The 24,130-nt window shown below is 44.9% G+C and carries 22 protein-coding genes, 1 rRNA gene and 3 pseudogenes; 4 read left to right on the forward strand and 22 right to left on the reverse strand.

The window, feature by feature from the left end; genetic code table 11:
* Nucleotides 1–24 precede the first annotated feature (24 nt).
* The 3 genes from ACTQWB_RS03435 (at nucleotide 25) to arcC (ending at nucleotide 3,673) form a co-directional block, all read left to right on the forward strand.
* Complete coding sequence (locus ACTQWB_RS03435) at nucleotides 25–1,335, forward strand: YgeY family selenium metabolism-linked hydrolase (protein ID WP_441500363.1); 1,311 nt, start codon at nucleotides 25–27, stop codon at nucleotides 1,333–1,335.
* Nucleotides 1,336–1,452: 117 nt separating this feature from the next.
* The gene (ygeW, locus tag ACTQWB_RS03440) at nucleotides 1,453–2,646 is read left to right on the forward strand and encodes a knotted carbamoyltransferase YgeW (RefSeq protein WP_441500364.1); all 1,194 of its coding nucleotides are present in this window, start codon (nucleotides 1,453–1,455) and stop codon (nucleotides 2,644–2,646) included.
* A gap of 82 nt (nucleotides 2,647–2,728) precedes the next feature.
* The gene (gene arcC, locus ACTQWB_RS03445; protein ID WP_441500401.1) at nucleotides 2,729–3,673 is read left to right on the forward strand and encodes a carbamate kinase; all 945 of its coding nucleotides are present in this window, start codon (nucleotides 2,729–2,731) and stop codon (nucleotides 3,671–3,673) included.
* Nucleotides 3,674–3,730: 57 nt separating this feature from the next.
* On the opposite strand, the gene ACTQWB_RS03450 is transcribed toward arcC, so the two are convergent.
* The 10 genes and pseudogenes from ACTQWB_RS03450 to ACTQWB_RS03495 form a co-directional block, all read right to left on the reverse strand.
* Nucleotides 3,731–4,018 carry a BMC domain-containing protein gene (locus tag ACTQWB_RS03450; protein ID WP_441500365.1) on the reverse strand — a complete coding sequence of 96 codons (288 nt, stop codon included), beginning with the start codon at nucleotides 4,016–4,018 and terminating at the stop codon, nucleotides 3,731–3,733.
* A gap of 23 nt (nucleotides 4,019–4,041) precedes the next feature.
* The gene (locus ACTQWB_RS03455; protein ID WP_441500366.1) at nucleotides 4,042–4,341 is read right to left on the reverse strand and encodes a BMC domain-containing protein; all 300 of its coding nucleotides are present in this window, start codon (nucleotides 4,339–4,341) and stop codon (nucleotides 4,042–4,044) included.
* A 182-nt stretch (nucleotides 4,342–4,523) separates the two neighbouring features.
* Nucleotides 4,524–5,189 (reverse strand): nucleotidyltransferase family protein, encoded by a 666-nt coding sequence (locus tag ACTQWB_RS03460; RefSeq protein ID WP_441500367.1) that lies wholly within the window; start codon nucleotides 5,187–5,189, stop codon nucleotides 4,524–4,526.
* Nucleotides 5,186–5,911: a selenium cofactor biosynthesis protein YqeC gene (gene yqeC / locus ACTQWB_RS03465; protein WP_441500368.1), complete on the reverse strand. Its 726-nt coding sequence runs from the start codon at nucleotides 5,909–5,911 to the stop codon at nucleotides 5,186–5,188. The genes ACTQWB_RS03460 and yqeC overlap by 4 nt, the downstream gene beginning before the upstream one ends.
* 37 nt (nucleotides 5,912–5,948) lie before the next feature.
* Complete coding sequence (yqeB, locus tag ACTQWB_RS03470) at nucleotides 5,949–6,779, reverse strand: selenium-dependent molybdenum cofactor biosynthesis protein YqeB (protein ID WP_441500369.1); 831 nt, start codon at nucleotides 6,777–6,779, stop codon at nucleotides 5,949–5,951.
* 69 nt (nucleotides 6,780–6,848) lie between these two features.
* Nucleotides 6,849–6,920: pseudogene (locus tag ACTQWB_RS03475) on the reverse strand (DUF6783 domain-containing protein); the annotation flags it as partial.
* Nucleotides 6,921–7,409, reverse strand: coding sequence for a xanthine dehydrogenase subunit XdhC (gene xdhC / locus ACTQWB_RS03480; RefSeq protein ID WP_441500370.1), 489 nt, complete (start codon nucleotides 7,407–7,409; stop codon nucleotides 6,921–6,923). It abuts the pseudogene before it with no gap.
* Nucleotides 7,406–8,383 (reverse strand): xanthine dehydrogenase subunit XdhB, encoded by a 978-nt coding sequence (xdhB, locus tag ACTQWB_RS03485; RefSeq protein ID WP_441500371.1) that lies wholly within the window; start codon nucleotides 8,381–8,383, stop codon nucleotides 7,406–7,408. The genes xdhC and xdhB overlap by 4 nt, the downstream gene beginning before the upstream one ends.
* A gap of 17 nt (nucleotides 8,384–8,400) precedes the next feature.
* On the reverse strand, nucleotides 8,401–10,674 hold the full coding sequence (gene xdhA / locus ACTQWB_RS03490; RefSeq protein ID WP_441500372.1) for a xanthine dehydrogenase subunit XdhA: 2,274 nt from the start codon (nucleotides 10,672–10,674) through the stop codon (nucleotides 8,401–8,403).
* Nucleotides 10,637–10,873: pseudogene (locus ACTQWB_RS03495) on the reverse strand (DUF6783 domain-containing protein); the annotation flags it as partial. The gene xdhA and the pseudogene ACTQWB_RS03495, both read right to left, overlap by 38 nt.
* Here ACTQWB_RS03495 and ACTQWB_RS03500 point away from each other — a divergent pair.
* Nucleotides 10,763–10,999: pseudogene (locus ACTQWB_RS03500) on the forward strand (DUF6783 domain-containing protein). The pseudogenes ACTQWB_RS03495 and ACTQWB_RS03500 sit on opposite strands and share 111 nt — an antisense overlap.
* On the opposite strand, the gene ACTQWB_RS03505 reads toward ACTQWB_RS03500, so the two are convergent.
* The 12 genes from ACTQWB_RS03505 to ACTQWB_RS03560 all read right to left on the reverse strand — a co-directional run.
* On the reverse strand, nucleotides 10,959–11,450 hold the full coding sequence (locus tag ACTQWB_RS03505) for a 4Fe-4S binding protein (protein WP_441500373.1): 492 nt from the start codon (nucleotides 11,448–11,450) through the stop codon (nucleotides 10,959–10,961). The pseudogene ACTQWB_RS03500 and the gene ACTQWB_RS03505 sit on opposite strands and share 41 nt — an antisense overlap.
* Nucleotides 11,451–11,453: 3 nt before the next feature.
* Nucleotides 11,454–14,036 carry a selenium-dependent xanthine dehydrogenase gene (gene xdh, locus ACTQWB_RS03510; protein ID WP_441500374.1) on the reverse strand — a complete coding sequence of 861 codons (2,583 nt, stop codon included), beginning with the start codon at nucleotides 14,034–14,036 and terminating at the stop codon, nucleotides 11,454–11,456.
* Between the two features lie 134 nt (nucleotides 14,037–14,170).
* A complete protein-coding gene (gene ygfK / locus ACTQWB_RS03515; RefSeq protein WP_441500375.1) occupies nucleotides 14,171–17,170 on the reverse strand; it encodes a putative selenate reductase subunit YgfK in 3,000 nt (999 codons plus the stop codon).
* Nucleotides 17,171–17,172: 2 nt separating this feature from the next.
* Nucleotides 17,173–18,510, reverse strand: coding sequence for a putative aminohydrolase SsnA (gene ssnA, locus ACTQWB_RS03520; protein ID WP_441500376.1), 1,338 nt, complete (start codon nucleotides 18,508–18,510; stop codon nucleotides 17,173–17,175).
* Between the two features lie 339 nt (nucleotides 18,511–18,849).
* Nucleotides 18,850–19,443 carry a histidine phosphatase family protein gene (locus tag ACTQWB_RS03525; RefSeq protein ID WP_441500377.1) on the reverse strand — a complete coding sequence of 198 codons (594 nt, stop codon included), beginning with the start codon at nucleotides 19,441–19,443 and terminating at the stop codon, nucleotides 18,850–18,852.
* Entirely contained in the window at nucleotides 19,436–19,816 is a 381-nt protein-coding gene (locus tag ACTQWB_RS03530) for a bifunctional adenosylcobinamide kinase/adenosylcobinamide-phosphate guanylyltransferase (protein WP_441500378.1), read from the reverse strand. The genes ACTQWB_RS03525 and ACTQWB_RS03530 overlap by 8 nt, the downstream gene beginning before the upstream one ends.
* Nucleotides 19,817–19,844: 28 nt before the next feature.
* Nucleotides 19,845–20,651, reverse strand: a complete 807-nt coding sequence (cobS, locus tag ACTQWB_RS03535; RefSeq protein ID WP_441500379.1) for an adenosylcobinamide-GDP ribazoletransferase — start codon at nucleotides 20,649–20,651, stop codon at nucleotides 19,845–19,847.
* A complete protein-coding gene (locus tag ACTQWB_RS03540; RefSeq protein WP_441500380.1) occupies nucleotides 20,596–21,138 on the reverse strand; it encodes a bifunctional adenosylcobinamide kinase/adenosylcobinamide-phosphate guanylyltransferase in 543 nt (180 codons plus the stop codon). Before ACTQWB_RS03540 ends, cobS begins: the two co-directional genes overlap by 56 nt.
* Nucleotide 21,139: 1 nt before the next feature.
* Nucleotides 21,140–22,192: a nicotinate-nucleotide--dimethylbenzimidazole phosphoribosyltransferase gene (gene cobT / locus ACTQWB_RS03545; RefSeq protein ID WP_441500381.1), complete on the reverse strand. Its 1,053-nt coding sequence runs from the start codon at nucleotides 22,190–22,192 to the stop codon at nucleotides 21,140–21,142.
* The gene (locus ACTQWB_RS03550) at nucleotides 22,192–22,605 is read right to left on the reverse strand and encodes a GtrA family protein (RefSeq protein WP_441500382.1); all 414 of its coding nucleotides are present in this window, start codon (nucleotides 22,603–22,605) and stop codon (nucleotides 22,192–22,194) included. Before ACTQWB_RS03550 ends, cobT begins: the two co-directional genes overlap by 1 nt.
* Nucleotides 22,589–23,551 (reverse strand): glycosyltransferase family 2 protein, encoded by a 963-nt coding sequence (locus tag ACTQWB_RS03555; RefSeq protein ID WP_441500383.1) that lies wholly within the window; start codon nucleotides 23,549–23,551, stop codon nucleotides 22,589–22,591. Before ACTQWB_RS03555 ends, ACTQWB_RS03550 begins: the two co-directional genes overlap by 17 nt.
* 408 nt (nucleotides 23,552–23,959) lie before the next feature.
* Nucleotides 23,960–24,130: ribosomal RNA gene (locus ACTQWB_RS03560) — 23S ribosomal RNA — on the reverse strand; the annotation flags it as partial.

A 24,130-nucleotide genomic window follows, 5' to 3' on the forward strand; every position in this document is an offset into this window, starting at 1 on the left:
ATAAATACACGGAGGTAAATAGCTATGGATTATAACAAAATCAAAGAAGCTGCCCTGAATTACGAAGCCGATATGACCCGTTTTCTTCGCGACCTGGTTCATTTTCCAGGGGAGAGCTGCGGTGAAAAGGATCATGTAATGCGCATCAAAGAAGAAATGGAGAAGCTTGGTTTCCATAAAGTCCAGATCGACCCTATGGGAAATATCTTAGGATACATGGGCACCGGAAGCACACTCATTGGCTTTGACGGACACATCGACACCGTAGGTATCGGAAACAGAGAGAACTGGAGCTTTGATCCATATGAAGGCTACGAAACTGAAACTGAGATCGGCGGTCGTGGAACCTCTGACCAGATGGGCGGTATCGTATCTGCTGTTTACGGTGCAAAGATCATGAAGGATCTTGGTCTTCTAAGTGACAAATACCAGGTTGTTGTCACCGGAACCGTTCAGGAAGAGGACTGCGATGGCCTTTGCTGGCAGTATATTATCAACGAAGATAAAGTCCGTCCGGAATTTGTGGTTTCCACAGAACCTACAGATGGCGGTATCTATCGCGGACAGCGTGGACGTATGGAGATCCGCGTGGACGTAAAGGGTGTTTCCTGTCATGGTTCTGCCCCGGAGCGCGGCGACAATGCGATCTACAAAATGGCTGATATTCTCCAGGATGTACGCGCCTTAAACGAAAATGATGCAGCAGAAACCACCAGGATCAAAGGTCTTGTTAAAATGCTTGATCCGAAATATAACCCGGAATGGGAAGAAGCAAACTTCCTCGGAAGGGGTACCATCACCACATCCGAGATTTTCTTCACCTCCCCAAGCCGCTGTGCAGTTGCTGATTCATGCGCAGTCTCTCTTGACCGCCGTATGACAGCCGGTGAAACCTGGGAGAGCTGTCTGGATGAGATCCGTGCACTTCCATCTGTTAAGAAATATGGGGATGATGTCAAAGTTTCCATGTATGAGTATTCCCGCCCATCCTGGACAGACCTTGTATACCCTATTGAATGCTACTTCCCTACATGGGTCATCCCCAAAGACCACAAGGTTACGGCTGCTCTTGAGGAAGCTTATCATAATCTGTATGGCACAGAACGTATGGGAAATGCCGAGACAGAGCCTATGAGAAAAACACGTCCTCTTACAGATAAGTGGACCTTCTCTACCAATGGTGTTTCCATCATGGGACGTAACGGAATCCCATGTATCGGATTTGGCCCTGGTGCAGAAGCACAGGCCCATGCCCCCAATGAGAAGACCTGGAAGGATGACCTGGTAAGATGCGCCGCTGTATATGCAGCACTTCCCTCTGTATACTGTAAGTAAGAAATCCAATAGGTATAATATTCCCATTCGAACACTAAAATAATTCACGCCATAACCGCATTCATATTTTAATTCGCCCGACTTACATTTATATATTAAATAATAAGGAGACAACCCATGAAAACATTACAGGATTACATTGATAAACTGAACAGCCTTAATTTTAAAGAAATGTACAATAATGATTTTTTCTGGACCTGGGATAAAACAGACGAGGAACTGGAAGCAGTATTTACAGTTGCAGATGCCCTTCGTTATATGAGAGAGCACAACATTTCCACGAAAGTGTTCGAAAGCGGTCTTGGAATTTCCATTTTCCGTGACAATTCCACACGTACCCGTTTCTCCTTCGCTTCTGCCTGTAACCTTCTTGGTCTTGAGGTACAGGATCTGGACGAAAAGAAATCCCAGATCGCACATGGGGAAACAGTCCGTGAAACAGCCAATATGGTATCTTTCATGGCCGATGTGATCGGTATCCGCGACGACATGTACATTGGCAAAGGACACGCTTACCAGAAAGAATTTATGGATTCTGTAACCGAAGGAAACAAAGACGGTATTCTGGAGCAGAGACCGACTCTTGTAAACCTTCAGTGTGATGTTGACCATCCAACCCAGTGTATGGCAGATATGCTTCACATCATTCACGAATTTGGTGGTGCCGAGAATCTGAAGGGCAAAAAAATTGCTATGACATGGGCTTATTCCCCCTCCTATGGCAAACCACTTTCCGTTCCCCAGGGTGTGATCGGACTGATGACACGTTTCGGCATGGACGTTGTTCTGGCTCATCCGGAAGGATATGATGTAATGCCGGAAGTTGAAGAGATTGCTAGGAAAAACGCTGAGAAATCCGGTGGTTCTTTCACCAAAACAAACAGCATGGAAGAAGCATTCAAAGATGCAGATATTGTTTATCCAAAGAGCTGGGCTCCATTTGCAGCAATGGAAAAACGTACCGATCTGTATGGCAGGGGTGACTTTGACGGAATTGATAAACTTGAAAAAGAACTTCTTGCACAGAACGCAGAACATAAAGACTGGGCTTGTACAGAAGAACTTATGAAAACAACCAGAAACGGCAAGGCTCTTTACCTCCATTGCCTGCCAGCAGATATTACCGGCGTAAGCTGCGAGACTGGTGAGGTTGATGCAAGTGTATTCGACCGTTACCGTGTTCCTCTTTACAAAGAGGCAAGCTTCAAACCATATATCATTGCAGCAATGATCATACTCTCCAAATTTAAGAATCCGCAGGATATCCTGAAAAAACTGGAAGTAAAGGCTGCTCCGAGAATTATGGAATAATCCGTTTTCACAAGGGACTGTAGCATACAGTCCCTTTATTGCAAAATAGAAAGAGTATTTATGGCAGAATGGAGGTATTATGATATATCAACGAAAACGAATCGTAGTTGCCCTTGGAGGAAATGCCCTTGGTAATACTCTTCCAGAACAGATGATTGCCGTAAAATCCACCGCCCAGGCACTTTGTGACCTTATTGAAGAAGGTCATCAGGTAGTTGTCGTCCACGGAAATGGGCCACAGGTAGGCATGATCAACAACGCCATGACTGCACTTACCCATGAAGATGAAGCACAGCCAAACACGCCGCTCTCCGTCTGCGTGGCAATGAGTCAGGCGTATATTGGCTACGATCTCCAGAATGCTCTTCGCGAGGAGCTTCGCAAACGTGGTTTTATGCGGACTCCGGTTGTTACCGTTGTCACTCAGGTTCGTGTAGATCCGGATGATCCTGCCTTTGACAATCCCAGCAAGCCCATTGGCAAGTTTCTTACAAAAGAAGAAGCAGATTTTCAGGCCAGGATGTATGGACATATCATGAAAGAAGACGCCGGCCGCGGTTACCGTCGTGTGGTTGCGTCTCCAAAACCTGTGGAGATTGTGGAGCAGGATGCCATAGGAAGTCTTGTGGATGCCAATAAGATTGTCATATGCTGTGGCGGCGGAGGTATCCCGGTCATCCTGGATGGTCACCATCTGAGAGGTTCTTCTGCAGTTATTGACAAAGATTTCGCCAGCTGTCTGCTGGCAAAGCAGCTGGATGCGGACATGCTGGTCATTCTTACCGCGGTAGAAAAAGTTGCTGTTAATTTTGGAAAAGAGAACGAGAAATGGCTGGACGACCTCACTGTCTCCCAGGCTAAGAAATACATAAAAGAAGGTCAATTCGCAGCCGGTTCTATGCTGCCCAAGGTACAGGCCTGCGTAGATTTTGCAAGCTCCGGAACCGGAAGAACAGCCATGATCACATTGCTGGAAAAGGCCAAAGATGGAATTATGGGAAAAACCGGAACACAGATTCACCTGTAATGCCAAAAACAAAACCCGGATTCACACGCGTCAAGTGAAATCCGGGTTCTTTGTTTCTTATTTATGATGTTTCTCTTCCTCTTCTTCCACCAGTCTGGAAGTCTCTTCCGACGGTGCGGATATCACAGCTGCTGCCACGATCTCACATGGAGGATTCTCCTTTACATGATCCACAGCTGCTTTCACAGCTGCCACGTCACCGCTTAAAAATACAGTTGCATGACCTCCGCACTTGGTATGCCAGGTACGGAATTCTACATCTGATGTTTTCAGCATCTGGTCAAGGACAACGACTGCATTACAGCTTCCAAGAACCTCCACTAATCCTAATGCTCCATAAGACATCTTCTATTTCCTCCTGACATGTTCTATTTATTAATGGTCATCTTAAGTGCGATTTCTGTATCTGCCGTAGGGGATGCGATCACTGTATGGGAAACAACCTTACCAAGAGGCTTCGCCGTCTCCAGGGCAACCTCCATCGCTGCATTTACATCCGAAATACTGCCGCGCATTTTCACACAAGCTCCGCTTTTCAGTCGGTTTCTCTCCACACTCTGGATTTTAACATTCGCAGCTTTAGATGCTGCATCAAGAGCTACAAAGCAGGCTACCAGGTTATCCAGTTCAAATACCCCGACTGCCAGGCCATCATAGTTTTCTGCCATTTTATCCTCCTTATATGACGGGAAAATGGGTTACCGGCTACTATTTCACAGTAACATAAAATGGTTCTCCCGACTGTTTTCTTTCTTACCAGTATACCTTGTTTTTCATTAAATTACAAGCATCTTTGCATCAAAATCTCACACAAATTCACATAATCCAACACAATCCCACATTTTTATTCTCAATTGGTGAAATCTATTTTCCGATCTACATCTGTAAGTTCTTTTGCATTTCCCACATCCAGAACAGCTGTATCATCCTTATGTGCCCGGATTACCGATTTTCCACCTTTGTCCCCAGTAACAGCAAGCAGTTCTTCGTAATATTTTTTTGTAAAAATGCAGGGATTTCCCAGCTTTCCCTGACAGGAGACGCAGGCGATTCCTTTCCCCGAAGTTTGTAACAGCTCGATCAGTTTTTCTATGGTATCTGCTGTGAGCCAAGGCTGGTCAGATACAGAAAAAAGACAGGCATCTGCATCCAGGTTGGCTTTTAGACCGATTTTTAGAGAAGACGAGATTCCTTCATCCGGATGTGGATTCATATATACTCTGACACCTGACAATCCGGCTTCCTGCTCTATTTCATCGTATTGAGTGACTACTGTTAGCTCTGTGCCCTTTATTTTCGTGCAGGCAGTACCAGCACTTCTCCTGTCACTCTCTTCATTTTGTCTCTTATGGTCTTCCAGGCTGCCTGACTCTTTTTCTTCCAGTTTTTGGGCTACTGCAAGCAGCTTATCCAGAATATGCTGATACATCGGTTTTCCGTCAATTTCATATAATAGTTTATTGCTTCCAAACCGGCGGCTGTTTCCGGCTGCTAACATGATCAATGCTATCCTCATAATTCTTCTGCCTCTTTCAGACTTCCACAGGCAGCTGCCGTTCCTTGTTTCGTAAGATCTTTTACTATTTGCTCTGCAGCTTCCGGATCAGGTAATACGTCTACTTTGTTTAAATACACCCGGTATACTTTATGGTCTACATTTTTATACAGCCCATAAACAGAAGTTGCTATTTTCTCAATGTCTTCTGCTGTGACAGGGGCGTCCGGATTTTTTTTTAGAAAAGCACTGATGTCTTCTGCACGGTGGGCAATTTCACAGATGGGTCTGTCAAGGCAGTCCAGTCCAATTACACTTATTACCACATCAGCAAATTCCGGAATTACCGGTTCCCAGTCAGCCGGAACTTTCAAAGGCTTCCTCTTCGCCCCGTCTGCCTCGATCAACATAACATTACAAAGAGGAACCAGCTTTTTCAATTCCCGTTCCTCTATGGAACACATTTTTCCCGATTTTTTCTCAATATCAGCAACTGCCACAAAGCCTTGCTCATTCAGTATTTCCGGAACTTTCGCAAGGTCTGCGCTTCCTACAAGTGGCAGCGTGGGATCATAAGCCATGTGGGTGGTTGTAGAAATGATCACCTTTTTATCTATCGTTTGTAATTCTTCATTCAGACGATATATCAGGCTGGTTTTCCCTCCGCCGCCAACTACAGCGATTACAGGATATTTCTCTACATCAAGCTTTAGTAAATCCAGAAAATATCCATTTTTTTTCATCCTGAGCTTCCTCTCATAAACTTTTTAATTTTCCCCTTCAGCCAGCATAACCTGCATCCGGCAAAACTCCCTCGCTGAGCAGAATCTCCACCACACTTCCGGCAATACATCTTGCCTTATCTGAGATAGTAAAGCAATTCTTTTTCTCCTCTTTTCTCGGGTCTATATCCGCGATTTTCATTCCCAGCGGAACATTGTAGCCTTCTCGTATAATTCCCCTTAGAACGCCTGTTATAGAGGCTTCTACAGGTGTTTCTCCTACGTAGGCAAGGATCTGTCCTTTTTCCACAATATCAGCGATATGGGCGATATTATGGATTCTTCCAGTGCCTGGGGAATGGATCACGCGTTCTTTGCTGACACCGCCTACCATTCCGGGTACCCCAGTGTTTGGAATGGCCGGACCTTCCGTTATAATTCTTGCAAGGTCATGGCCTCGCATGGTCTCCACAACATAATCAACATCTTCTCCAGCAGAAAATCCAGGACCAAGGCCAATTGTAACAGGTGCCATATCCTTTGTAGTTCCAAGGTTTCTCTTTGCAAGAATCGCATCCACAAGAGCAGACACCTTTCCCTGTGCCGCCATCTCATCGATACACTTACCTAATGGATCTACTATAAGAGGAATTTCTTTTTTACACCAGACAGTTTTACATTCAGAAAGAGAATCCAACCGTCTGCATATTACACCTTCCACAGCTGCTTCTCCATCATATACAGCTTCGCAAAACGCAACCCGTCTACGAATTGCGCTTGGTTTTTCACATTCCAATATCAATACACGATAGCCACAGCGATATAATCTGTGGATTACTCCACTTGCAAGATCTCCTCCGCCGCGAACTATTACACAGTTGTCTTTCATATTTTGTCCCATCCGTTTTTATCATTTTAGAAAAGGCGGGGAAGCTCCCCACCCTCTCAAGAAATCATATTATAACACTCTTTTTCCAAGTAGTACAGTCCTAGAGCCTGTTTGAAATATCATTCCAGCAATCTGCACGCCCTAAACAGATTTCTGGATATTCTCCTTATTTACCTTCTCCACCGCATTCACAATATTTTCATACCCGGTACAGCGGCAGAGATTTCCAGCCATATGTTTGCGGATCGCATCTCTTGTAAGCGGCTCCCCACGTTCCAATAATACCGTAGCAGACATTACAAAGCCAGGTGTGCAAAAACCACACTGAATGGCTCCTTCTTCAATAAAAGCCTCCTGGATCCTGGTCAGCTCCCCATTCTTCTCCAGCCCTTCCAGGGTACGGATATTTTTGCCCTCTGCCCACACTGCCAGGTAAATACAGGAGTCAATGGTCTCTCCATCAATGATCACCGTACAGGCACCACACTCCCCTACTTCACAGCCTTTTTTCACAGAAGTCAGCCCAAGGCGGTTGCGCAGCATATCCAGAAGTGACTCTCTTACATCCACATACTCAGCCACTTCTTTTCCATTTACAATACACTGTACCAGACGCATATCCTTTTTCATAGCGGCTCACCCCCTGTTACATTTTCACTGTCAGATAAATTCTCAGTTATTCCAGACATCTGTTCTTTAACAGTACCACTGTCCGTGAACATTACTCCCGCTACCATACCACGCCGGATACTCTCCTTAAGTGCACGCTTCGCAATCTCCCCACCTATCTGCAGTCTGAAGGCCTTCGATGCTCTCCAGGAATCTCTTGGGTTGATTTCCTCTCTTACCAGCTCTTCCACCTTCTGATACAATTCTTCTCCAATTTTCATTCCTTTCAGGGCTTCCTCTGTCTTCTGACAGCGATACGGTACAGGAGCTGCCACGCCAAAAGTAATCCTTACATCCTCGAGAACATTATCGGTCAAATTGACTTTACTTACCACACTGCAGCTTAAAGTGGCGATATCCATTGCGTTCCGCATGGAATATTTAATATAAAATCCCTGATATCCCTGATAATCTTTTCCAGGGATCACAATATGGGTAAGCACATCTCCCTGATAAAGATCTACACGTCCAGGTCCCAGATAAAAATCTCTGATCGGAACCATGCGGCCACCAGTACCATCTGCAATCCGCAGCATGGCATTCAGGGAAAATAACGTAGGCGCACTGTCCGCACTGACCGCTCCGTTACATACATTTCCCCCGATTGTTCCTATATTGCGGACCTGGGGACCTCCAACCTGGTCTACTGCTTCTCCCAGAACCGGAATCCGTTCCTGGATCACCGGATCATTGGTTACATGAGAAAATGTGGTCGCAGCACCAATATAAATATCCCCGGATTCCATCAGCTGGACTCCCTGGATTTCTTTCACATTCCGGATGCTCACCAAAGAAGTACCGGCCATTTTTCCTTCACGGATCTTGATCAGTACATCACTTCCTCCAGCGATCACCCTTGCATCCGGATGTTCTTTCAAAAGTGTTACTGCTTCCCCGATTGTTTCCGCATTATAGTAATTTTCAATATCATACATTCCTCATGCCCCCTTTCTCAGATCAGTCCGGCCTTTGTAAAGCCTTCAATCAGTCTTTGCGGTGTAAGAGGAATTTCCGAAAAGCCAATACCGGTGGCATTTAATACCGCATTACGGATCGCAGGTGCTCCCGGAATCGCAGGTGGCTCTCCAAGTGCCTTATTTCCATATGGTCCCATGGGATCATTTAATTCCACAAATTCTGCCGTAAGATCCGGGGTATCCATAGTTGTCATCATTTTATAATCAAGCAAAGTACCATTTAATGGTCTTCCGGTTTTTTCATCCAGAAGAAGCTGTTCGGAAAGCCCATAGCCCATTCCCATGGACATTCCGCCATGTACCTGCATCTGGGCAAGCTGTGGATTCAGAAGTGTTCCACTGTCATGTACATTTACGATATCCAGAACCTTGATCTTGCCAAGCTTCATATCCACTTCCACTTCTGCAAAACAACAGCCGGTGGCAATGGTATTTTTCTTTACCTGCCTGGAAACTTCAGCTGTAAGGACAGAAGAATTGCCAAGGCTGTAATAACTTTCCATCGCTAGCTCTTCCAGGGAAAGTGCCGGACTGCCATCAGCCAGAATATACCCGTCTTCCAGCTCCAGCCGGTCTACATTTCCCGGAACCAGGGTTCTGGCATATTCCAGGATTTTCTGCTTCAGCTGCTGGGCACACTCCTTTACAGCTGTACCTGTAACAAAGGATTGCCTGGAGGCATAGGCGCCGGTATCAAACGGTGTTACATCTGTATCCTGCTGGCTTACAATATGCACCTTGGAAATATCCATATGCAAGGTTTCTGCTGCCATCTGGGAAAACACGGTATCAGCTCCCTGCCCGATCTCTGTGGCTCCTACCTGCAGCTGCACACTTCCATCCTGATTCAGTGATAGCCTGGCTCCTGCAATTTCCAGGGAAATCGGCCATACACCAGTCTTATAAGAAAACAGTGCCATACCAACGCCGCGCCTGACGGAACCGGTCTGATCTGCATAGGCTTTACGCTTTTCGTCCCAGTGAATGTATGCAGCCCCCTTGTCCAGGCATTCAAAAATACCATTGGTATTCGCTGCGATCGGCTTCAGATACGCGTCCTCATAATAGCCATGGATCAGATTTTTTCTGCGGAACTCCAACGGATCCATGCCAATTTCAAAGGCTATATCATCCATAAAGCTTTCCATTGCATAGCAGACCTGGGGAATTCCATAGCCTCTCATGGCACCTGCTGTAGGACAGTTGGTATAAACGGTATATGCTTCTCCCCGGATGTTCGGACATGCATATTGAAGCCTGCTTGCGGTAAGACCATTGGCCGCGATTGCATGACCATGGGATGCATAAGCACCCTGGTTGGAATAAGCGGTCATTTCCTTGGCCAGAAGATGCCCCTCTTTATCTACTCCTGCTTCCATCTCATATTCGATAGAATGACGGGTTCTGGTATTGGTAAATGTCTCTTCCCTTGTCAGTTCCATCTTTACCGGGCGGCCGCCTACCTGCATGGTAAGAAACGCATTCAGGGGCTCATAAAGCACTTCCTGCTTATTTCCAAAACCTCCTCCAACATAGGGCTTGATCACCCGGACCTGTCCCCAGGGGATTCCAAGTGCCTGACCTACTACCCTGCGGACAATATGGGGAATCTGCGTGGATGATACCACCACTACTCTGCCTTTTTCCATATAAGCGTAAGAAATATTATTCTCAATATGACAATGCTGGACGATTGGTGTTTTATAGCTTCTTTTAACTGTGACAGCTGCTTCTTCCATAGCTTTGTCCACATCCCCGATGGCGAAGCTGGAACGGGCCAGGATATTGTCTTTCTTATCAAGATGAATGGGATGCTGTGTTCCCCTCATGGACAGCTTCGGACTTGTTACCACCGGATATTCTTCGTACTCTACCCGGATCAGTTTTAAGGCCCTGGAAGCACTTACCTCATCTTCTGCGACAACAGCTGCTATGTCATCTCCGTAATACCGTATTCTTCCTGTGAGCAGATTACGGTCCGCTACATCCTGATGAGCCAGTTCCACAGACCAGGGATGCCCTGGCGTAGGATAACAGTGATCTGGTACGTCTTTAAAGGTCACAACCTTTACTACACCATCCAGAGCTTCGGCTTCGCTGGTGTCAATAGACTTCACAACACCATTTCCTATTTTTGCATGGTAAACCTTTGCGATCAGACACTTATTCAGAATGAGATCATCTGTAAATTTCGCCCGTCCTGTTACTTTCTCATAAGCGTCTACTCTTGGAACACTTTTTCCAATCATATGCTTCACCTTCTTTTTCTTTTTTACCAGCTACGCTGACTGAAATCAGACAAAATATACCGCAAAGTGGGGCGTGCAGATTGCAGGAATGATTTTGGGGGCACGCTCTAGAGCATGTTTGAAAAAGGCTTTCTGCAAGATGTGCGTCACAATTTGTGGGAGATTTTGTCCTATTGAGGGAGGCGTAGCGGGCTACGCTGACTGAAAGAGGGCAAAATATACCGCAAAGTGGGGCGTGCAGATTGCAGGAATGATTTTTCGAACACGCTCTAGCATATACAGGCTTACATCTTTGCTGTCAGGATTCCTCTCAGATCATAAATAGCATGTCTTGGACATTTTACTGCACACATCCCACAGCTTAAACAGATTGCCTCCTCGATCACGGCACACTTATCAATTACTTTAATTGCCCCGGCTGTACAGGTTTTCTCGCAGATGCCACAGCCGATACAGCTGACCTTGCACTGTTTTTTTGCCTCCTGGCCTTTCATTTTATTAGAGCATTTCACTACGATCCAGTTTGCACATTCATGTATATGGATAATCTGCTGTGGACAAGCCTTTACGCATGCTCCACAACCGATACATTTCTCTTCATCCACCAGGGCAACCCCCCGCTCATTTATACAGATAGCCCCAACTCTGCATTTACTGACACAGGATTTGCAGCCAGTACAGCCATCCTTACAGCCTGCTTCACCAGCAGATCTCTGACAGCCTCCATTACAGGCTACAACGGCTGATTTATATGGAAATTTCTTTTTTGCTGCCATCTTTCATCCCTTCCTTTCGTATGGTGTCCCACTTAGTGGCAGGCTGCAACGCCTTATACCATCTCTTCGGAAATAAGCATCTGCAATTGCAGGTGCGGTGGGAATGGATGTGATCTCACCGATGCCAATGGCTCCACAGGCAACTTCAAGTCCTGGCTTGTCAATGACAATGGCATCTATTTTGGGAATTTCGTGAGCCCGGAACAACCCTAAGGATCCGTATTTGGAGATAGGCCTGCAATTTTCATCAATAGGATAGCTTTCCCTCAGGGCAAACCCCATTGACATTACCACACCACCCTCGATCTGTCCCTCGCAGGACAATGGATTTACTGCCTTTCCCACATCATGAGCAGCTATCATTTGCCCGATCCTGCCAGTTTCCGGATCCAGAATGCAAACCTGGGTCGCATACCCATAAGCAACATGGGAAACCGGATTCGGCACATTCGCCCCCAGCGGATCTGTTTTTGCCAGATATTCCGCATAGTAAACCTTTCCCATCATATCTTCTATGGTAAGCCCCGCCTTTTTGTCCTCCATCAGCTTCTCACAGGCTCTTCTGCAGGCTTCCCCTGTAATAAGAGTCTGCCTGGAACCAGATGTAGTCCCGGAATCCGGAGATATCCAGGTATTGCTTCTCTCATAAACAATATCTTCTCTTTTTATGTCTGTATTCGTTACCACCATCTGGGTCAGCACAGTACCAAGCCCCTGCCCAATGCAGGAAGCACCGGAATAAATATGGAGTTTTCTGTCCTTTTCATAGATCAGCTTCACTCTGCCGGTATCCGGGATTCCTACGCCTACCCCTGCATTCTTCATGGCACAGCCAATCCCAACAGGCATGCCTTTGGCAAGCGCAGCCTCATATTTCTCTTTCACAGCTTCCAGAGTTTCCACAAGTCCTGTAGACGCATCTACGATCTGGCCATTTGGAAGGGTTTCTCCTGGACGGATGGCATTCCGGTAACGGATTTCCCATGGAGTGATTCCCACTTTATCTGCCATCATATTTAAAAGTGTCTCTGTCGCAAAGCAGGTCTGGGTAACCCCAAATCCCCGGAAAGCCCCAGCAGGTGGATTATTGGTATAATAAGCAGTTCCTTCGATTTCAAAATTCTCATAATGGTAAGGCCCTGCTGCATGAGTACAAGCCCGCTCCAGAACCGGACCTCCAAGAGAAGCAAATGCCCCTGTATCAGAAGTCACTTTTGCCTTGACTCCCATAATGTTTCCATTTTCATCACATCCCATTGTCATATCCATATAAAATGGATGACGCTTGGGATGAACCAGTAAGGACTCAGCTCTTGAAAGCTTCATTTTAACCGGTTTCTTAGTCACATACGTCAACAGTGCACTTAAATGCTGCACTGTCATATCTTCTTTACCTCCGAAACCGCCGCCGACCAGTGCATTCTGTACCTTCACCTTGTCCGTTCCAAGAACCAGGCTGCACTCATGCAGGGTCTGGTGTGCGGACTGATCTGTAGAATATATAAAAATATCGCCATCTTCGTCATAAAAAGAAACAGCACATTCCGGCTCTAGGAATGCATGCTCTGTCCATGGCGTCTCAAAATGGCGGGAAATCACATATTTGGAATTTTTTATGGCTTCCCCGGCATCTCCCCTGCTGATATGTTTATATGCACAAATATTATTTTCTTCTTCATCAAACACCCTCGGCGCGTCCGGCGCTGCTGCCTCTTCGATCGTATGAATATGCGGAAGGACTTCATATTCTACCTGGATCAGCCGGGCCGCCTTTTCTGCTGTTTCTTTGTCTTTGGCTGCCACAAGTGCAATTGCATCGCCCAGATAATGGGTAAGCCCACCTACCGGAATCAGCGTGTACTGGTCATGCTTCAGATGACCAATCTTATTTTCTCCCGGAATATCCTCAGCTGTGACTACCGCCTCCACTCCGGCAAGTGCAGCAGCTTTCGTTTTATCAATGGAAAGTACCCGTGCACGGGGATATCTGCTTCTTAAAGCAACACCATAAAGCATACCATCCAGATAAATATCATCCGGATATCTGCCTGTGCCAAGCACCTTTTCTTCCACATCGATCCTTGCCACACGGGAACCGATCTTCCAGCTCTCATTGCTTTCTTTTGGAAGCTCGCCATCTTTCATAATTCTGGCAGCGATCCGTACTGCATCTATGATTTTTACATATCCTGTACAACGACAGTAGTTGTTACGCAGGGCATACCTGATTTCTTCGTCCGTTGGCTCTTTATTTGTGTCCAGCAGGGCTTTCGTACACATCACCATTCCAGGAATGCAGAATCCGCACTGTACTGCCCCTGCTTTCCCGTAAGCGTAGGTATATACTTTCTTCTCCCAATCTGTAAGACCTTCTACTGTAATGATATTTTTGCCATCCAGTAAATCAGTATCCGGTACACAGGCTTTGCAGGTTCTGCCCTCAATAATAACGGTACAGGCTCCGCAGGCGCCCTCACTACAGCCGTCCTTTACAGAAGTCAGATGTAATTCATCACGCAGAAACCGAAGCAGTTTCTGGTTTTTTTCTGCTTTTACGTTCTGCCCATTAACTGTAAATACTGCCATGTTGGACTCTCCTTTCTGCCCGCATTTTCCAGATCAGCTCCAAAGTCTGGTTACAGGATCTATCTGCGCTGATCTTTTCAATAAATACAGACACTGTCCACAACCTGAAAAAGCTGTGGACAGCATTTACATTTTTATTCTGTTATCAGATATCCATAATCATCGATTACTGCACAGATCAGCTTTTTCAGACCAGCATACAGCTTATCGCCCGGATCACCGGCCTTACAATCTGCTGTATTGCCTGCCAGTCTTACCCGACAGGTCTTCGTCTCTTTATCCAGGACAACAAACCCATCATTCTTACTGTCTGCCATATCTTTTTCATTGGCAAATAAAGTAAATTTAGCTTTGTATGGTGCACTGGCATATGGGCAGAAGCTCTTACAGTTGCCGCACTCATTGCACATATAGTCCACATGGATCACCTGATTCATCGCCATGCCTGGAACTTTAATGGAAATATTTGCACGGTTCGGACAGACATCTACACAGTTCTCACAAACCTTATTGCAGGACAGACATCTCTCTTCCTCTGTCTTTACCTCTTTGCTGTGCACAAGGATTCCTTTCTTTGCAAAGCAGTCTTTTTCCTCGCCGCTCACAGCTGCATTCCTGACAATCTCTTTCCCAAGAATGTCTCTGGCAACCAGCTGCGCATCACGGATACCCTCTACAATAGTCGCAGCCCCCCGTGCCCCGTCTCCGGCAACATATACGCCACTTACACTGGTTTCAAGAGTTTTATCATTAATCTTTGCTCTTCCTCTTTCATCTACTTCAATCTGATTTGCTCTGTAAAAATCAGTATCAATTTTCTCGCCAACAGCTACGATCACAGTGTCAGCCGGAACTTCTGCAATATCTGCAGTTTCTGTTACACTGGCACGTCCAGAAGCATCCATCTGTCCCAGCTTCATCTTCTTGCAGATCAGTCTGCCATCTTCTAAGCTTACCGGGGAAAGAAGCTCTTTAAAATGAATTCCCTCTTCCAGAACCTCCAGAAGTTCATCCTCTGCTGCCGGCATATAGCGCTTGGTTCTCCGGTAAACCAGGTAAACATGCTGCACACCTTCTGTACGTTTCGCCGCTCTTGCAGTATCCATGGCCGTATTTCCTCCACCGATTACCACAACGTTTTTACCAATATTAAGCTTCCCATCTTTTGCTTTAAAATCCCGGAGAAATTCCAGGGCATTTACAGTCTCGCCTTTTTCCAGCTTCAGGGTACCTGGTTTGCCTGCACCCACTGCCAGGATAACAGCATCGTATCCCTGTGATTTAAGCTCTGCCACTGACTTGATCTCTGTATTTATACAGATTTCTACTCCCATCTTCTCAATGAAAGACAGATCCTTATCAATCGCATCCTCTCCAATGCGGAAGCCTGGAATCACATAGCGGATCACACCGCCTGCCTTTTCTTCTTTTTCAAAAATTGTAACAGCAGTACCTTCTCTTGCAAGGAAATAAGCTGCTGCAATGCCGGCAGGACCGCCACCTACTACCGCAACCTTCTTTCCATTTGGTCTGGCCGCTTTTATTTCCCCGATCAATTCTTCATAGCCAGCCCTGGCGGCTAAAAGCTTGGTGCCACGAATATTTACAGACTCCTCATAAAAATTGCGGGTACACTTTGTCATACAGTTATGTGCACATAATGTTCCTGTGATAAATGGCAATGCATTTTTCTCAAGAATTATCTCCAATGCTTCTTTATATCTTTCCTCACCGGCAAGAGCTATGTACTGGGGAATGTCCTGATGAATCGGACAACCTTCTGTACATGGAGCATAAAAGCAGTCCAGAAGAGGTACTTCTTGGGAACTCTTTCTGTCAGGAAGCGGTTTGATATTTTTCATATGGTGCCCATCTGTGATTGCGGATTCTGCCAGGGCTTTTAATGCATCCACATCAATTCCGGCCCATTTTTCTGCCGCAATCCCCTCAGTCTTAACTGCTACCTGGGTAAAGCGCTGATATCCGCCAGGCTTTAGAAGTGTAGTTGCCATTGTTACCGGCCAGATGCCACAGCCAACAATTTTGTCAATATTGTGATAATCTGCACCTCCGGAATAGGAAATTCTAAGCTTTCCTGCAAATTCCATGGAAAGCTTAGCTGCAAGGGAAATTGACAACGGAAACAATGCTTTACCAGACATATACATTTCTTCACTTGGAAGTTCCTTTCTGGTAACATCAACAGGAAATGTATTCGTGATCTTCACACCAAATTCAAGTCCCAGCTCTTCGGATAATTTCATCAGACGGGTAAGCATAGGAATTGCATCTTCATATTGCAAGTCATCCTTGAAATGAAAATCACCAAACACCATATAATCATATCCCATCTGGTTCATAGTTTTTCGTGCAAAATCATAGCCAAGAAGGGTCGGGTTGCATTTCACAAATGTATTTAAATGCTTCTCGGTAAGAAGATAATCTGCAATACTCTCAATCTCCTGTGGCGGACATCCATGCAACGTGGATATGGTAGCAGAATTACAGACATTAGATGGAATGGCTTCAATGTCTTCCCGGGTAAATTTCTGGAATTTATCCGTATTATCCAGAAGCCATTTTTTGCATTCCTGGAAAATGGCAGTATCCTTCGCCTCTGTCATTCCATCAATAAAGGCATTCACCTTGTCTCCTTTGATTCCTTCAAGGTCATATCCTACCGAAAGATTAAACTGAAAACCATCCTGCGCACCAATTCCAAATTCCTTCGCTATTACATGAAGGATAAACCACGCCTTAATGTACTCCCCCATAGCATCCGGAACGGTCAGCTCCGTAGACCATTCGCAGTTATAACCCTCATCCTCTGCGAGGATACAGGGTTTATTCACACAGGCAGAAAGTTCTGCCCCATCCATCTTCTGAACCGTCTTCAGCTCAAAAAATCGTGCTCCTGCATAATAAGAAGCAATAATATTCTGAGCCAGCTGGGTATGAGGACCAGCTGCCGGGCCTACAGGTGTCTCCAGATTTCTTCCAAAAATCTGCAGTGCCTTCTTCCCATCAGCTGTATAAGGACGGTGTACCCCAAATACAGTGTCCTGTTTTTTCTTCTCCTGAAGGACCCAGTCCATCAGCTGCCCGAATGGCATACACGTCATAATATCACTCATATCTATTTTCCTCCGTTAATATCATCAGCCAGTTCCCTGGCAGACTGTCTGCAGTCGGCCATAACCTTATCTACATCGCATACCAGCACTTCCCTGTCTTTCATAAGGATTCTGCCATTACATACGGTAGTTACTACATCATGCCCTGTAGTTCCAAACAAAAGATGACTATTTACATTATCTGCATTCATAGGTGTCAGCGGGTTATAATCCAGCACGATCACATCTGCCGCAGCACCAGCCTTCAGAATACCAAGTAACTTTTTAAAATACCGATTGGCAATAATGGCATTGTTCTCAAATAACATCTTCGGAACCTCTCCCCATGCAGCATTGGGATCGCAGAGATGATGTTTATGAAGAATATTGGCCACCTTCCAGGACTCCAGCATATCATGGGTATATCCGTCAGTTCCAAGTCCGGTAACGATTCCTTTATGTACCAGCTCCATGGTAGGCGGACAGCCACAGGCATTCCCCATGTTAGATTCCGGATTATGGACAACCATAGTATCTGTTTCTTTTATCAGGTCCATTTCATGCTCATTTATGTAAATACAATGTCCCAGAAGCGTCTTCGGACCAAGAATATTCCAGTCATAGAGTCTGTCCACGATCCGTTTGCTATGTTCCTTCAGACACTGATGGAGATCATAAATTCCTTCTGCAACATGGATATGATAACCAACACCATCCGGCTTTAATTCATTACATAATTCCATAGTCTCATCGGAAATGGTAAAAGAAGCGTGCATTCCCATCATGGCAGCGATCATATCGCTGTCGTCTTCCAATGCATGCCGGATAAAATTCACATTCTCCATTACAGATTCCCTGGACTTCTCCATGCCATCACGGTCAGAAATTTCATAACAAAGGCAGGTACGGACACCAAGCGCCTTCGCGGCAGATTCTATCGCTTCCAGAGATCCTGTAATATGTCCAAAGCTTGCATGATGATCAAATACTGTGGTCACACCATTTCGGATACTGTCTATATAGGTTGCCATTGCAGAAAGTCTGGTCTGCTCCAGAGTGAGATGACGGTCAATGGTCCACCACTGTCCATCCAGAATATCCAGAAATCCCTGGGGATGATACCCCTTGATACTTAAACCTCTGGCAAAGGAGCTGTAGATATGCTCATGCGTATTGATAAATGCCGGCATGATCACTCCGCCTCTGGCATCCACAAATTCTCCATCTGGATATGCCCGCTTTACCTCATCGGTAGTTCCCACCATAGTTATGGTGTTATCCTTTATTGCAACTGCACCATTCTCTATAAATGCATTGGATGCATCCCGCGTGATCATTCTTCCATTCCCGATAATAAGCATATGGATTCCTCCTTCACTTGTTCAAATTGTTGAAACAAAAGACACAATTTCTCGTTTTTTAGGATATTTTATACAGATAATGTACCATAATCTTATACAAATTTCAATAGAAATTCAAAAAATGATTTTGGTGCTCTAATTTTTTTGTTCATCAAAACTAACCACTGCACTTTTAAATTCACTATTATCAATTCTCCGCCTGCGGCGGGTCGCTATAAGCGACATCTACCTTTCCGCCGCAGTGCGATCCTGCCCGGCAGGGCTTTTTATGCTATAGGGAATTCCAACGGAATTTCCTATAGCATAAAAAAGCAGCCCGCTTACGTGGACTGCCCTTTCCTATAATTCCCGTGTCATATGCAAAGCCTTCTGGCCTTTTTTCCATGATTCTGTATCAATTTCTACTTCAAATCCCCGTCCATTTTGTACATGCCAGTCATAAAACGGACGTTTTTCGTCTGCGTACTCTTCCATAATATTCATGATCGTCCCACCATGCACCACAAGTGCTGCACTTTTAATCTCCTTACGGATACAGCTATTTACTGCTTTTTGGAAACCAATCACATTACGCCGCTTGAATTCTTCCCGGCTTTCCCCACCAGGAAAGGGAAGAAGCCCACCAGAATCGATCCATGCCTGGTAATTTTCATTTCCATCCAGTTCCAGATAATTTTTATTTTCGAATTCCCCGAAATCACATTCTGCAAGCTCATCTATAATGTTCAGTTTCTTCTCTGGAAAAAGAATTCCTGCCGTCTGGGTGCAGCGTATCATAGGGCTTGCATAAACAGCCTGTACCATTGGATATTTCAATTTTTCCAGCATTTCCCCTGCTTCCTGGCATAACGGCTCATCTGTCTTCTTTCCAATGTATCTTTTTCGTTTATTCCCTTCTGTCTCACCATGGCGGATCAATAAAAGCTTAAGCATTTTTTATCACCATCCCGATTCCGCAGACAACCCGTATCACCTTCTGGCTCTTCGCCGCCAGACTGGTACAGATTCTTCCTACTGCTTCTCTATATTTCCGGTCAAAAGCATCCATTGGAACAACTCCATATCCTACTTCCAGGCTGACCAGAATAATATCTGGATTATTTACTGCAAGTTCCTCTGCAAAATTTGAAAGATCATTCCCGGCTTTTAATTCCTTTCGAATGAACTCCTGAAAATCAAGAACACCTTCTGCAGTCATAAGTTCTTCTTTCTCTATATCCGCTCCATTTTTCCAGACAATTTCCGAATACTGTTCCTTTACATAAGCACTTTTCCCCTGAAAAGCACCTCCGATAATCATTTCCATCCGTGTATTCCTCCCTGATTTTCAGCACTTAAATCCACACAGAAGCAATTGCCAGTACCACAGCCATTCCCACCTCACAAAGGCAGAGGAAATAACCTGCCAGGTCACCTGTGATGCCACCGAAATATTTCATGGCTTTGTGATGATAATAAAGGAAAATAAGTATCGCCGTACCAAATGCCAGCAGCCCTAGTACTGGCTGAATCCATATCATTAACAGCAAAAGGATTCCAAGATAAACAATCAGCACATTTCTTACAATTAAGTCTTCTGCCTTCCTGGAAAATTCTGCCACCGTTCCATCTTTCCGTGCTTTTGGAAAAGTCATAACACTGATTCCTGAAAAGCACCTGGATACCATGAAACCAAGCGCCATGATCCAAAGAGCCGGTCTGTTTGTCCACAGCTGGCTGTAAGCACCATACCAGGCCAGAAAATAGACACAGGCTGTGATAACTGCAAATGCTCCTGCATGGGAATCTTTCAGGATTTCCAATCTTCTCTCTTTCTCCTGCCAGGAGCTTAATGCGTCTGATGTATCAAGAAGCCCATCCACGTGGATTCCCCCTGTCACAAACACTGGCAGTAGGACCAACGCTGTGGATATAAAAGAGGGATGGAACTGGAAGCTGCTTCCGATCCAGCCAGTCAGACAGGACAATGCACCTATCACAAGACCTATAAACGGAAAAAAGCAGAAGGTATATTTCATATTCTCCTTATTCCAGTCAGCTCTTGGCATTGGAATTTTCGAGTACATGGCAAACGCAACCTTAAAATTATTCCACAGCATTTTCAACGCTTTTTCCTCCTTTGTACCAGACCGGGATTCCATATACAACCTCCACCAGCTCATCTGCCATTTTACCAATGCTCTGATTGATTTTTCCCAGATATTTCTGATAGCGCACTGTATCTCCTTCATAAGAAGCTGTCTCGGAGAAAATCTCATTTGTAACAATTACCAGATGACGTACCTGATTTTTCAGCTTCTTTACGCCTTCCAGAATTGCTTCTACTGTTTTCTCCCCGGCACCATATTCCTCAAACATTTCGTTTGCAGCAAGATTCGACATACATTCCAGCAGAACCACCGCATCCTCTGGAAAATCCAGACTTTTTAGTCCGGTATAGCATTCCACTGTTTCAAAGCCTTTTCCGGCGCGCATCTGGCGGTGGCGTGCCACACGTCTATGGCTTTCTTCATCATAAGGATGCATAGTAGCAATATAAATCCGCCTTCCAGGACCAAATGATAGAATTTTATCCTCTGCAAAAGCAGACTTGCCACTTCCGCTGCCTCCGGTCACAACCGTCATCATATTATTTCAGCTCCTCATACTGATCTACATGAATATCCTCAAAGGTACTTAAGGTATTATAAAGAGTCGCTCCCATGTCCAAAAACGGGCAGAGCGCAATGGCACCGGTGCCTTCTCCCAGACACATATCCGCATGAAGTATTGCTTCTTTTCCTAATTTTTCCAGAATAAGATGTGCTGCCGGCTCCTTGGATACATGGCTTGCAATCATATAATCTACAGATGCCGGACAGATTGCAGCAGCTACAAGAGCGGCTACTCCGGAAATAAATCCATCGATCAGAACAGGAATCTGTAAAGCGGCACCTCCAAGATATACACCAGCCATTCCAGCGATATCAAGACCACCCACTTTTGCAAGTACATCTACAGGATCTTCCTCATCTGGTTTATTTATAATAATTGCTTTTTTTATTGCTTCGATTTTGCGGTTAAGCCCATCACTGGAAAGCCCAGCTCCACGTCCGGTCATGGTTTCCACCGGCTGCTTCAAAAGAACAGACGCCACCGCACTGCTTGTGGTAGTATTTCCAATCCCCATCTCTCCAGTAGCCAGTAAACGGTATCCCTCTGCTTTTAACTCTTCTGCCATAGCGATTCCTGCTTCGATTCCCTTTATAGCCTCTTCCTTTGTCATGGCAGGACCTTTTGTCATATTACGGGTTCCATACATCACTTTAAGATCAGTACGTGCTGTAGTGTTTCTTACCATCCCTACATCCACTGGCTTCACAGCCACACCACACTGGTGGCACATCACACATGCTGTAGTGGTTTCTTTTACAAAATTATCTGCAACAATTGCGGTAACTTCCTGACCTGTCTGGGTAACTCCCTCTTCTACCACGCCATTATCGGCGCACATGGCAACCAAAGCTTTTTTGCTGATGTCTACTTTAATCTCGCCAGTAATTCCAACGATCTGTGTGATCAGGTCTTCCATTTTCCCCAGGGAATGAAGAGGTTTGGCTATACTGTCCCAACGTCTTCTGGCAGTTTCCATTTTTTCTTCATCCAAAGGTTTTATCTTTTTCACGGTTTCTTCTAATGTCATTACTTTCTCCCACTGGTAAATACCAGAAATTTGCTAAATATATAGTTTAATGCCAGAACCACAAACTGAGTTATAAATTTGCCCACCATATCATTCATATGCATGATTTCAGCAAAGAACCATACACCACCCACTTCAACAACCATAGTAACAAGTCTTGCTCCTACAAATTTACAAAATGGCTGGATATGATCTCTTAAAGTCTCGCATTTATCCTGAAAAACGAATTTCGAATTCACTACATAGGCAAAAAGAATTGCAAGAATAATGGATATAACATTCGCAATATCTCTTTGCACTCCAGCTTTCCGTAAAATAAAAAAGCTGATCAGATTTACCAATGTGGTACAACCTCCGAAAAATACATAGCGTACCACATCACTGGCATATAATTTCTTAATGAGCGCTGTCATGATTAACCTCCTCATAAACATCCCGTTTTCCACGGACAATCTGAGAAATAATATAACGTGGACGCCGCTTCACCTCTTCATATATTTTTGCAATATAGTATCCAATAATTCCAAGACTCAGCATGATAGCACTTCCAATCAGTAGAAGTACAATTAAAGTTGTGGTATAACCTTCCACTGCCCGGCCTCCAAAAAACTGGATCAGGGAATATATTATCAGAATCAACGAGCATCCAAAGCAACATCCACCTACAATTGTTACAAACTGCAGGGGTACTGTAGTAAATGCAACAATATTCGTAAATGCATATTTAATCAAAGACCAGGTAGACCATTTGGATTGTCCAGCTTCTCTATCATGAACTTCAAATTCTACATATGTAGTTTTAAATCCCACCCAGGAAGATGTCGCCCTGAAAAACATATTACGCTCTGGCATGGAAAGTATGCTTTTCACTGCCTTGCGATCCATCATTTTAAAGTCGGAAGCATTCTGCATATTTACACCAGTTGCTTTTGACATAATTCCATAGAAAAATCCTGCGCTTTCTTTATGCAATAAGCTCTCTGTTCCCCTTGATTTCTTAATTCCTTCAATTACCTCCCATCCCTGTTCCCAGAGATGATACATCTCAACCAAAGTTTCCGGAGGGTGTTGCAAATCACAATCCATAACTGCAACCACATCTCCTGTTGCCTGTGCCAAGCCTGCGTATACTGCCGCTTCTTTTCCGAAATTTCTAGAAAAATGAACTCCAAGTACATTTTCATCTCTCGTTCCGGCTTTCGTTATTTCTTCCCAGGTTTTATCTTTTGAACCATCGTCTACAACAACCAATTCATAAGAAATACCAGCTTCTGAAAGAATTTCATGTAGGACCCTGCATGTTTTACCTACCATCAATTCTTCATTATAAGCTGGCAGAACCACTGATAATCTGCTCATTTCTCATCCTCTTTTCTGCCAGTGTATTAATTGTATCAATATGTGACAATGGCAGCTTTTCTTTTTTCAACGTTCCCATTATATTACAAATCCATTTTACAGGCAACCTAAATTGACATTCTTTGGGATTTCTTACATTATAATGATTGGCTTTTATGATTGGAAATTTTTAAATAAAAAAAACGATAACCAACCGGCTACCGTCTTCATTACTGTACCTTCAAAACTACATACATGCTACATCCTAATGGAATCATTTTACCATGCGTCCGTTCGAATGCGGTCACTTCGCAACTCCGTTGCTCAGTGACATTTGCTCGCAAATGTTCAAGCCAGCCTGTGAACTTCCCTCTGCAAGTAAACTTGCTCCGGTCAGTTCCCATACTGTCTTGACCGCTTTCTCACTAGTTGGTCAAGCCCTCACCCTATTAGTAACAGTCAGCTCCGTGCATTACTGCACTTCCACCCCTGCCCTATCTACCTCGTCGTCTTCAAGGGGGTTTACTTCTTTCGAATGGGACATCTCATCTTGAGGGGGGCTTCACGCTTAGATGCCTTCAGCGTTTATCCCTTCCGGAC

It is taken from the genome of Blautia sp. HCP3S3_H10_2, assembly GCF_052122375.1.
Lineage (GTDB): Bacteria > Bacillota > Clostridia > Lachnospirales > Lachnospiraceae > Blautia_A.

Bases quoted from the DNA above. Each gene is read 5' to 3' on its own strand.
- ACTQWB_RS03435 (WP_441500363.1), top strand. From the start codon at position 25: ATGGATTATAACAAAATCAAAGAAGCTGCCCTGAATTACGAAGCCGAT.
- ygeW (WP_441500364.1), top strand. From the start codon at position 1,453: ATGAAAACATTACAGGATTACATTGATAAACTGAACAGCCTTAATTTT.
- ACTQWB_RS03450 (WP_441500365.1), bottom strand. From the start codon at position 4,018: ATGTCTTATGGAGCATTAGGATTAGTGGAGGTTCTTGGAAGCTGTAAT.
- ACTQWB_RS03455 (WP_441500366.1), bottom strand. From the start codon at position 4,341: ATGGCAGAAAACTATGATGGCCTGGCAGTCGGGGTATTTGAACTGGAT.
- ACTQWB_RS03460 (WP_441500367.1), bottom strand. From the start codon at position 5,189: ATGAGGATAGCATTGATCATGTTAGCAGCCGGAAACAGCCGCCGGTTT.
- yqeC (WP_441500368.1), bottom strand. From the start codon at position 5,911: ATGAAAAAAAATGGATATTTTCTGGATTTACTAAAGCTTGATGTAGAG.
- yqeB (WP_441500369.1), bottom strand. From the start codon at position 6,779: ATGAAAGACAACTGTGTAATAGTTCGCGGCGGAGGAGATCTTGCAAGT.
- xdhC (WP_441500370.1), bottom strand. From the start codon at position 7,409: ATGAAAAAGGATATGCGTCTGGTACAGTGTATTGTAAATGGAAAAGAA.
- xdhB (WP_441500371.1), bottom strand. From the start codon at position 8,383: ATGTATGATATTGAAAATTACTATAATGCGGAAACAATCGGGGAAGCA.
- xdhA (WP_441500372.1), bottom strand. From the start codon at position 10,674: ATGATTGGAAAAAGTGTTCCAAGAGTAGACGCTTATGAGAAAGTAACA.
- ACTQWB_RS03505 (WP_441500373.1), bottom strand. From the start codon at position 11,450: ATGGCAGCAAAAAAGAAATTTCCATATAAATCAGCCGTTGTAGCCTGT.
- xdh (WP_441500374.1), bottom strand. From the start codon at position 14,036: ATGGCAGTATTTACAGTTAATGGGCAGAACGTAAAAGCAGAAAAAAAC.
- ygfK (WP_441500375.1), bottom strand. From the start codon at position 17,170: ATGAGTGATATTATGACGTGTATGCCATTCGGGCAGCTGATGGACTGG.
- ssnA (WP_441500376.1), bottom strand. From the start codon at position 18,510: ATGCTTATTATCGGGAATGGAAGAATGATCACGCGGGATGCATCCAAT.
- ACTQWB_RS03525 (WP_441500377.1), bottom strand. From the start codon at position 19,443: ATGCTTAAGCTTTTATTGATCCGCCATGGTGAGACAGAAGGGAATAAA.
- ACTQWB_RS03530 (WP_441500378.1), bottom strand. From the start codon at position 19,816: ATGGAAATGATTATCGGAGGTGCTTTTCAGGGGAAAAGTGCTTATGTA.
- cobS (WP_441500379.1), bottom strand. From the start codon at position 20,651: ATGGAATCCCGGTCTGGTACAAAGGAGGAAAAAGCGTTGAAAATGCTG.
- ACTQWB_RS03540 (WP_441500380.1), bottom strand. From the start codon at position 21,138: ATGATGACGGTTGTGACCGGAGGCAGCGGAAGTGGCAAGTCTGCTTTT.
- cobT (WP_441500381.1), bottom strand. From the start codon at position 22,192: ATGACATTAGAAGAAACCGTGAAAAAGATAAAACCTTTGGATGAAGAA.
- ACTQWB_RS03550 (WP_441500382.1), bottom strand. From the start codon at position 22,605: ATGACAGCGCTCATTAAGAAATTATATGCCAGTGATGTGGTACGCTAT.
- ACTQWB_RS03555 (WP_441500383.1), bottom strand. From the start codon at position 23,551: ATGAGCAGATTATCAGTGGTTCTGCCAGCTTATAATGAAGAATTGATG.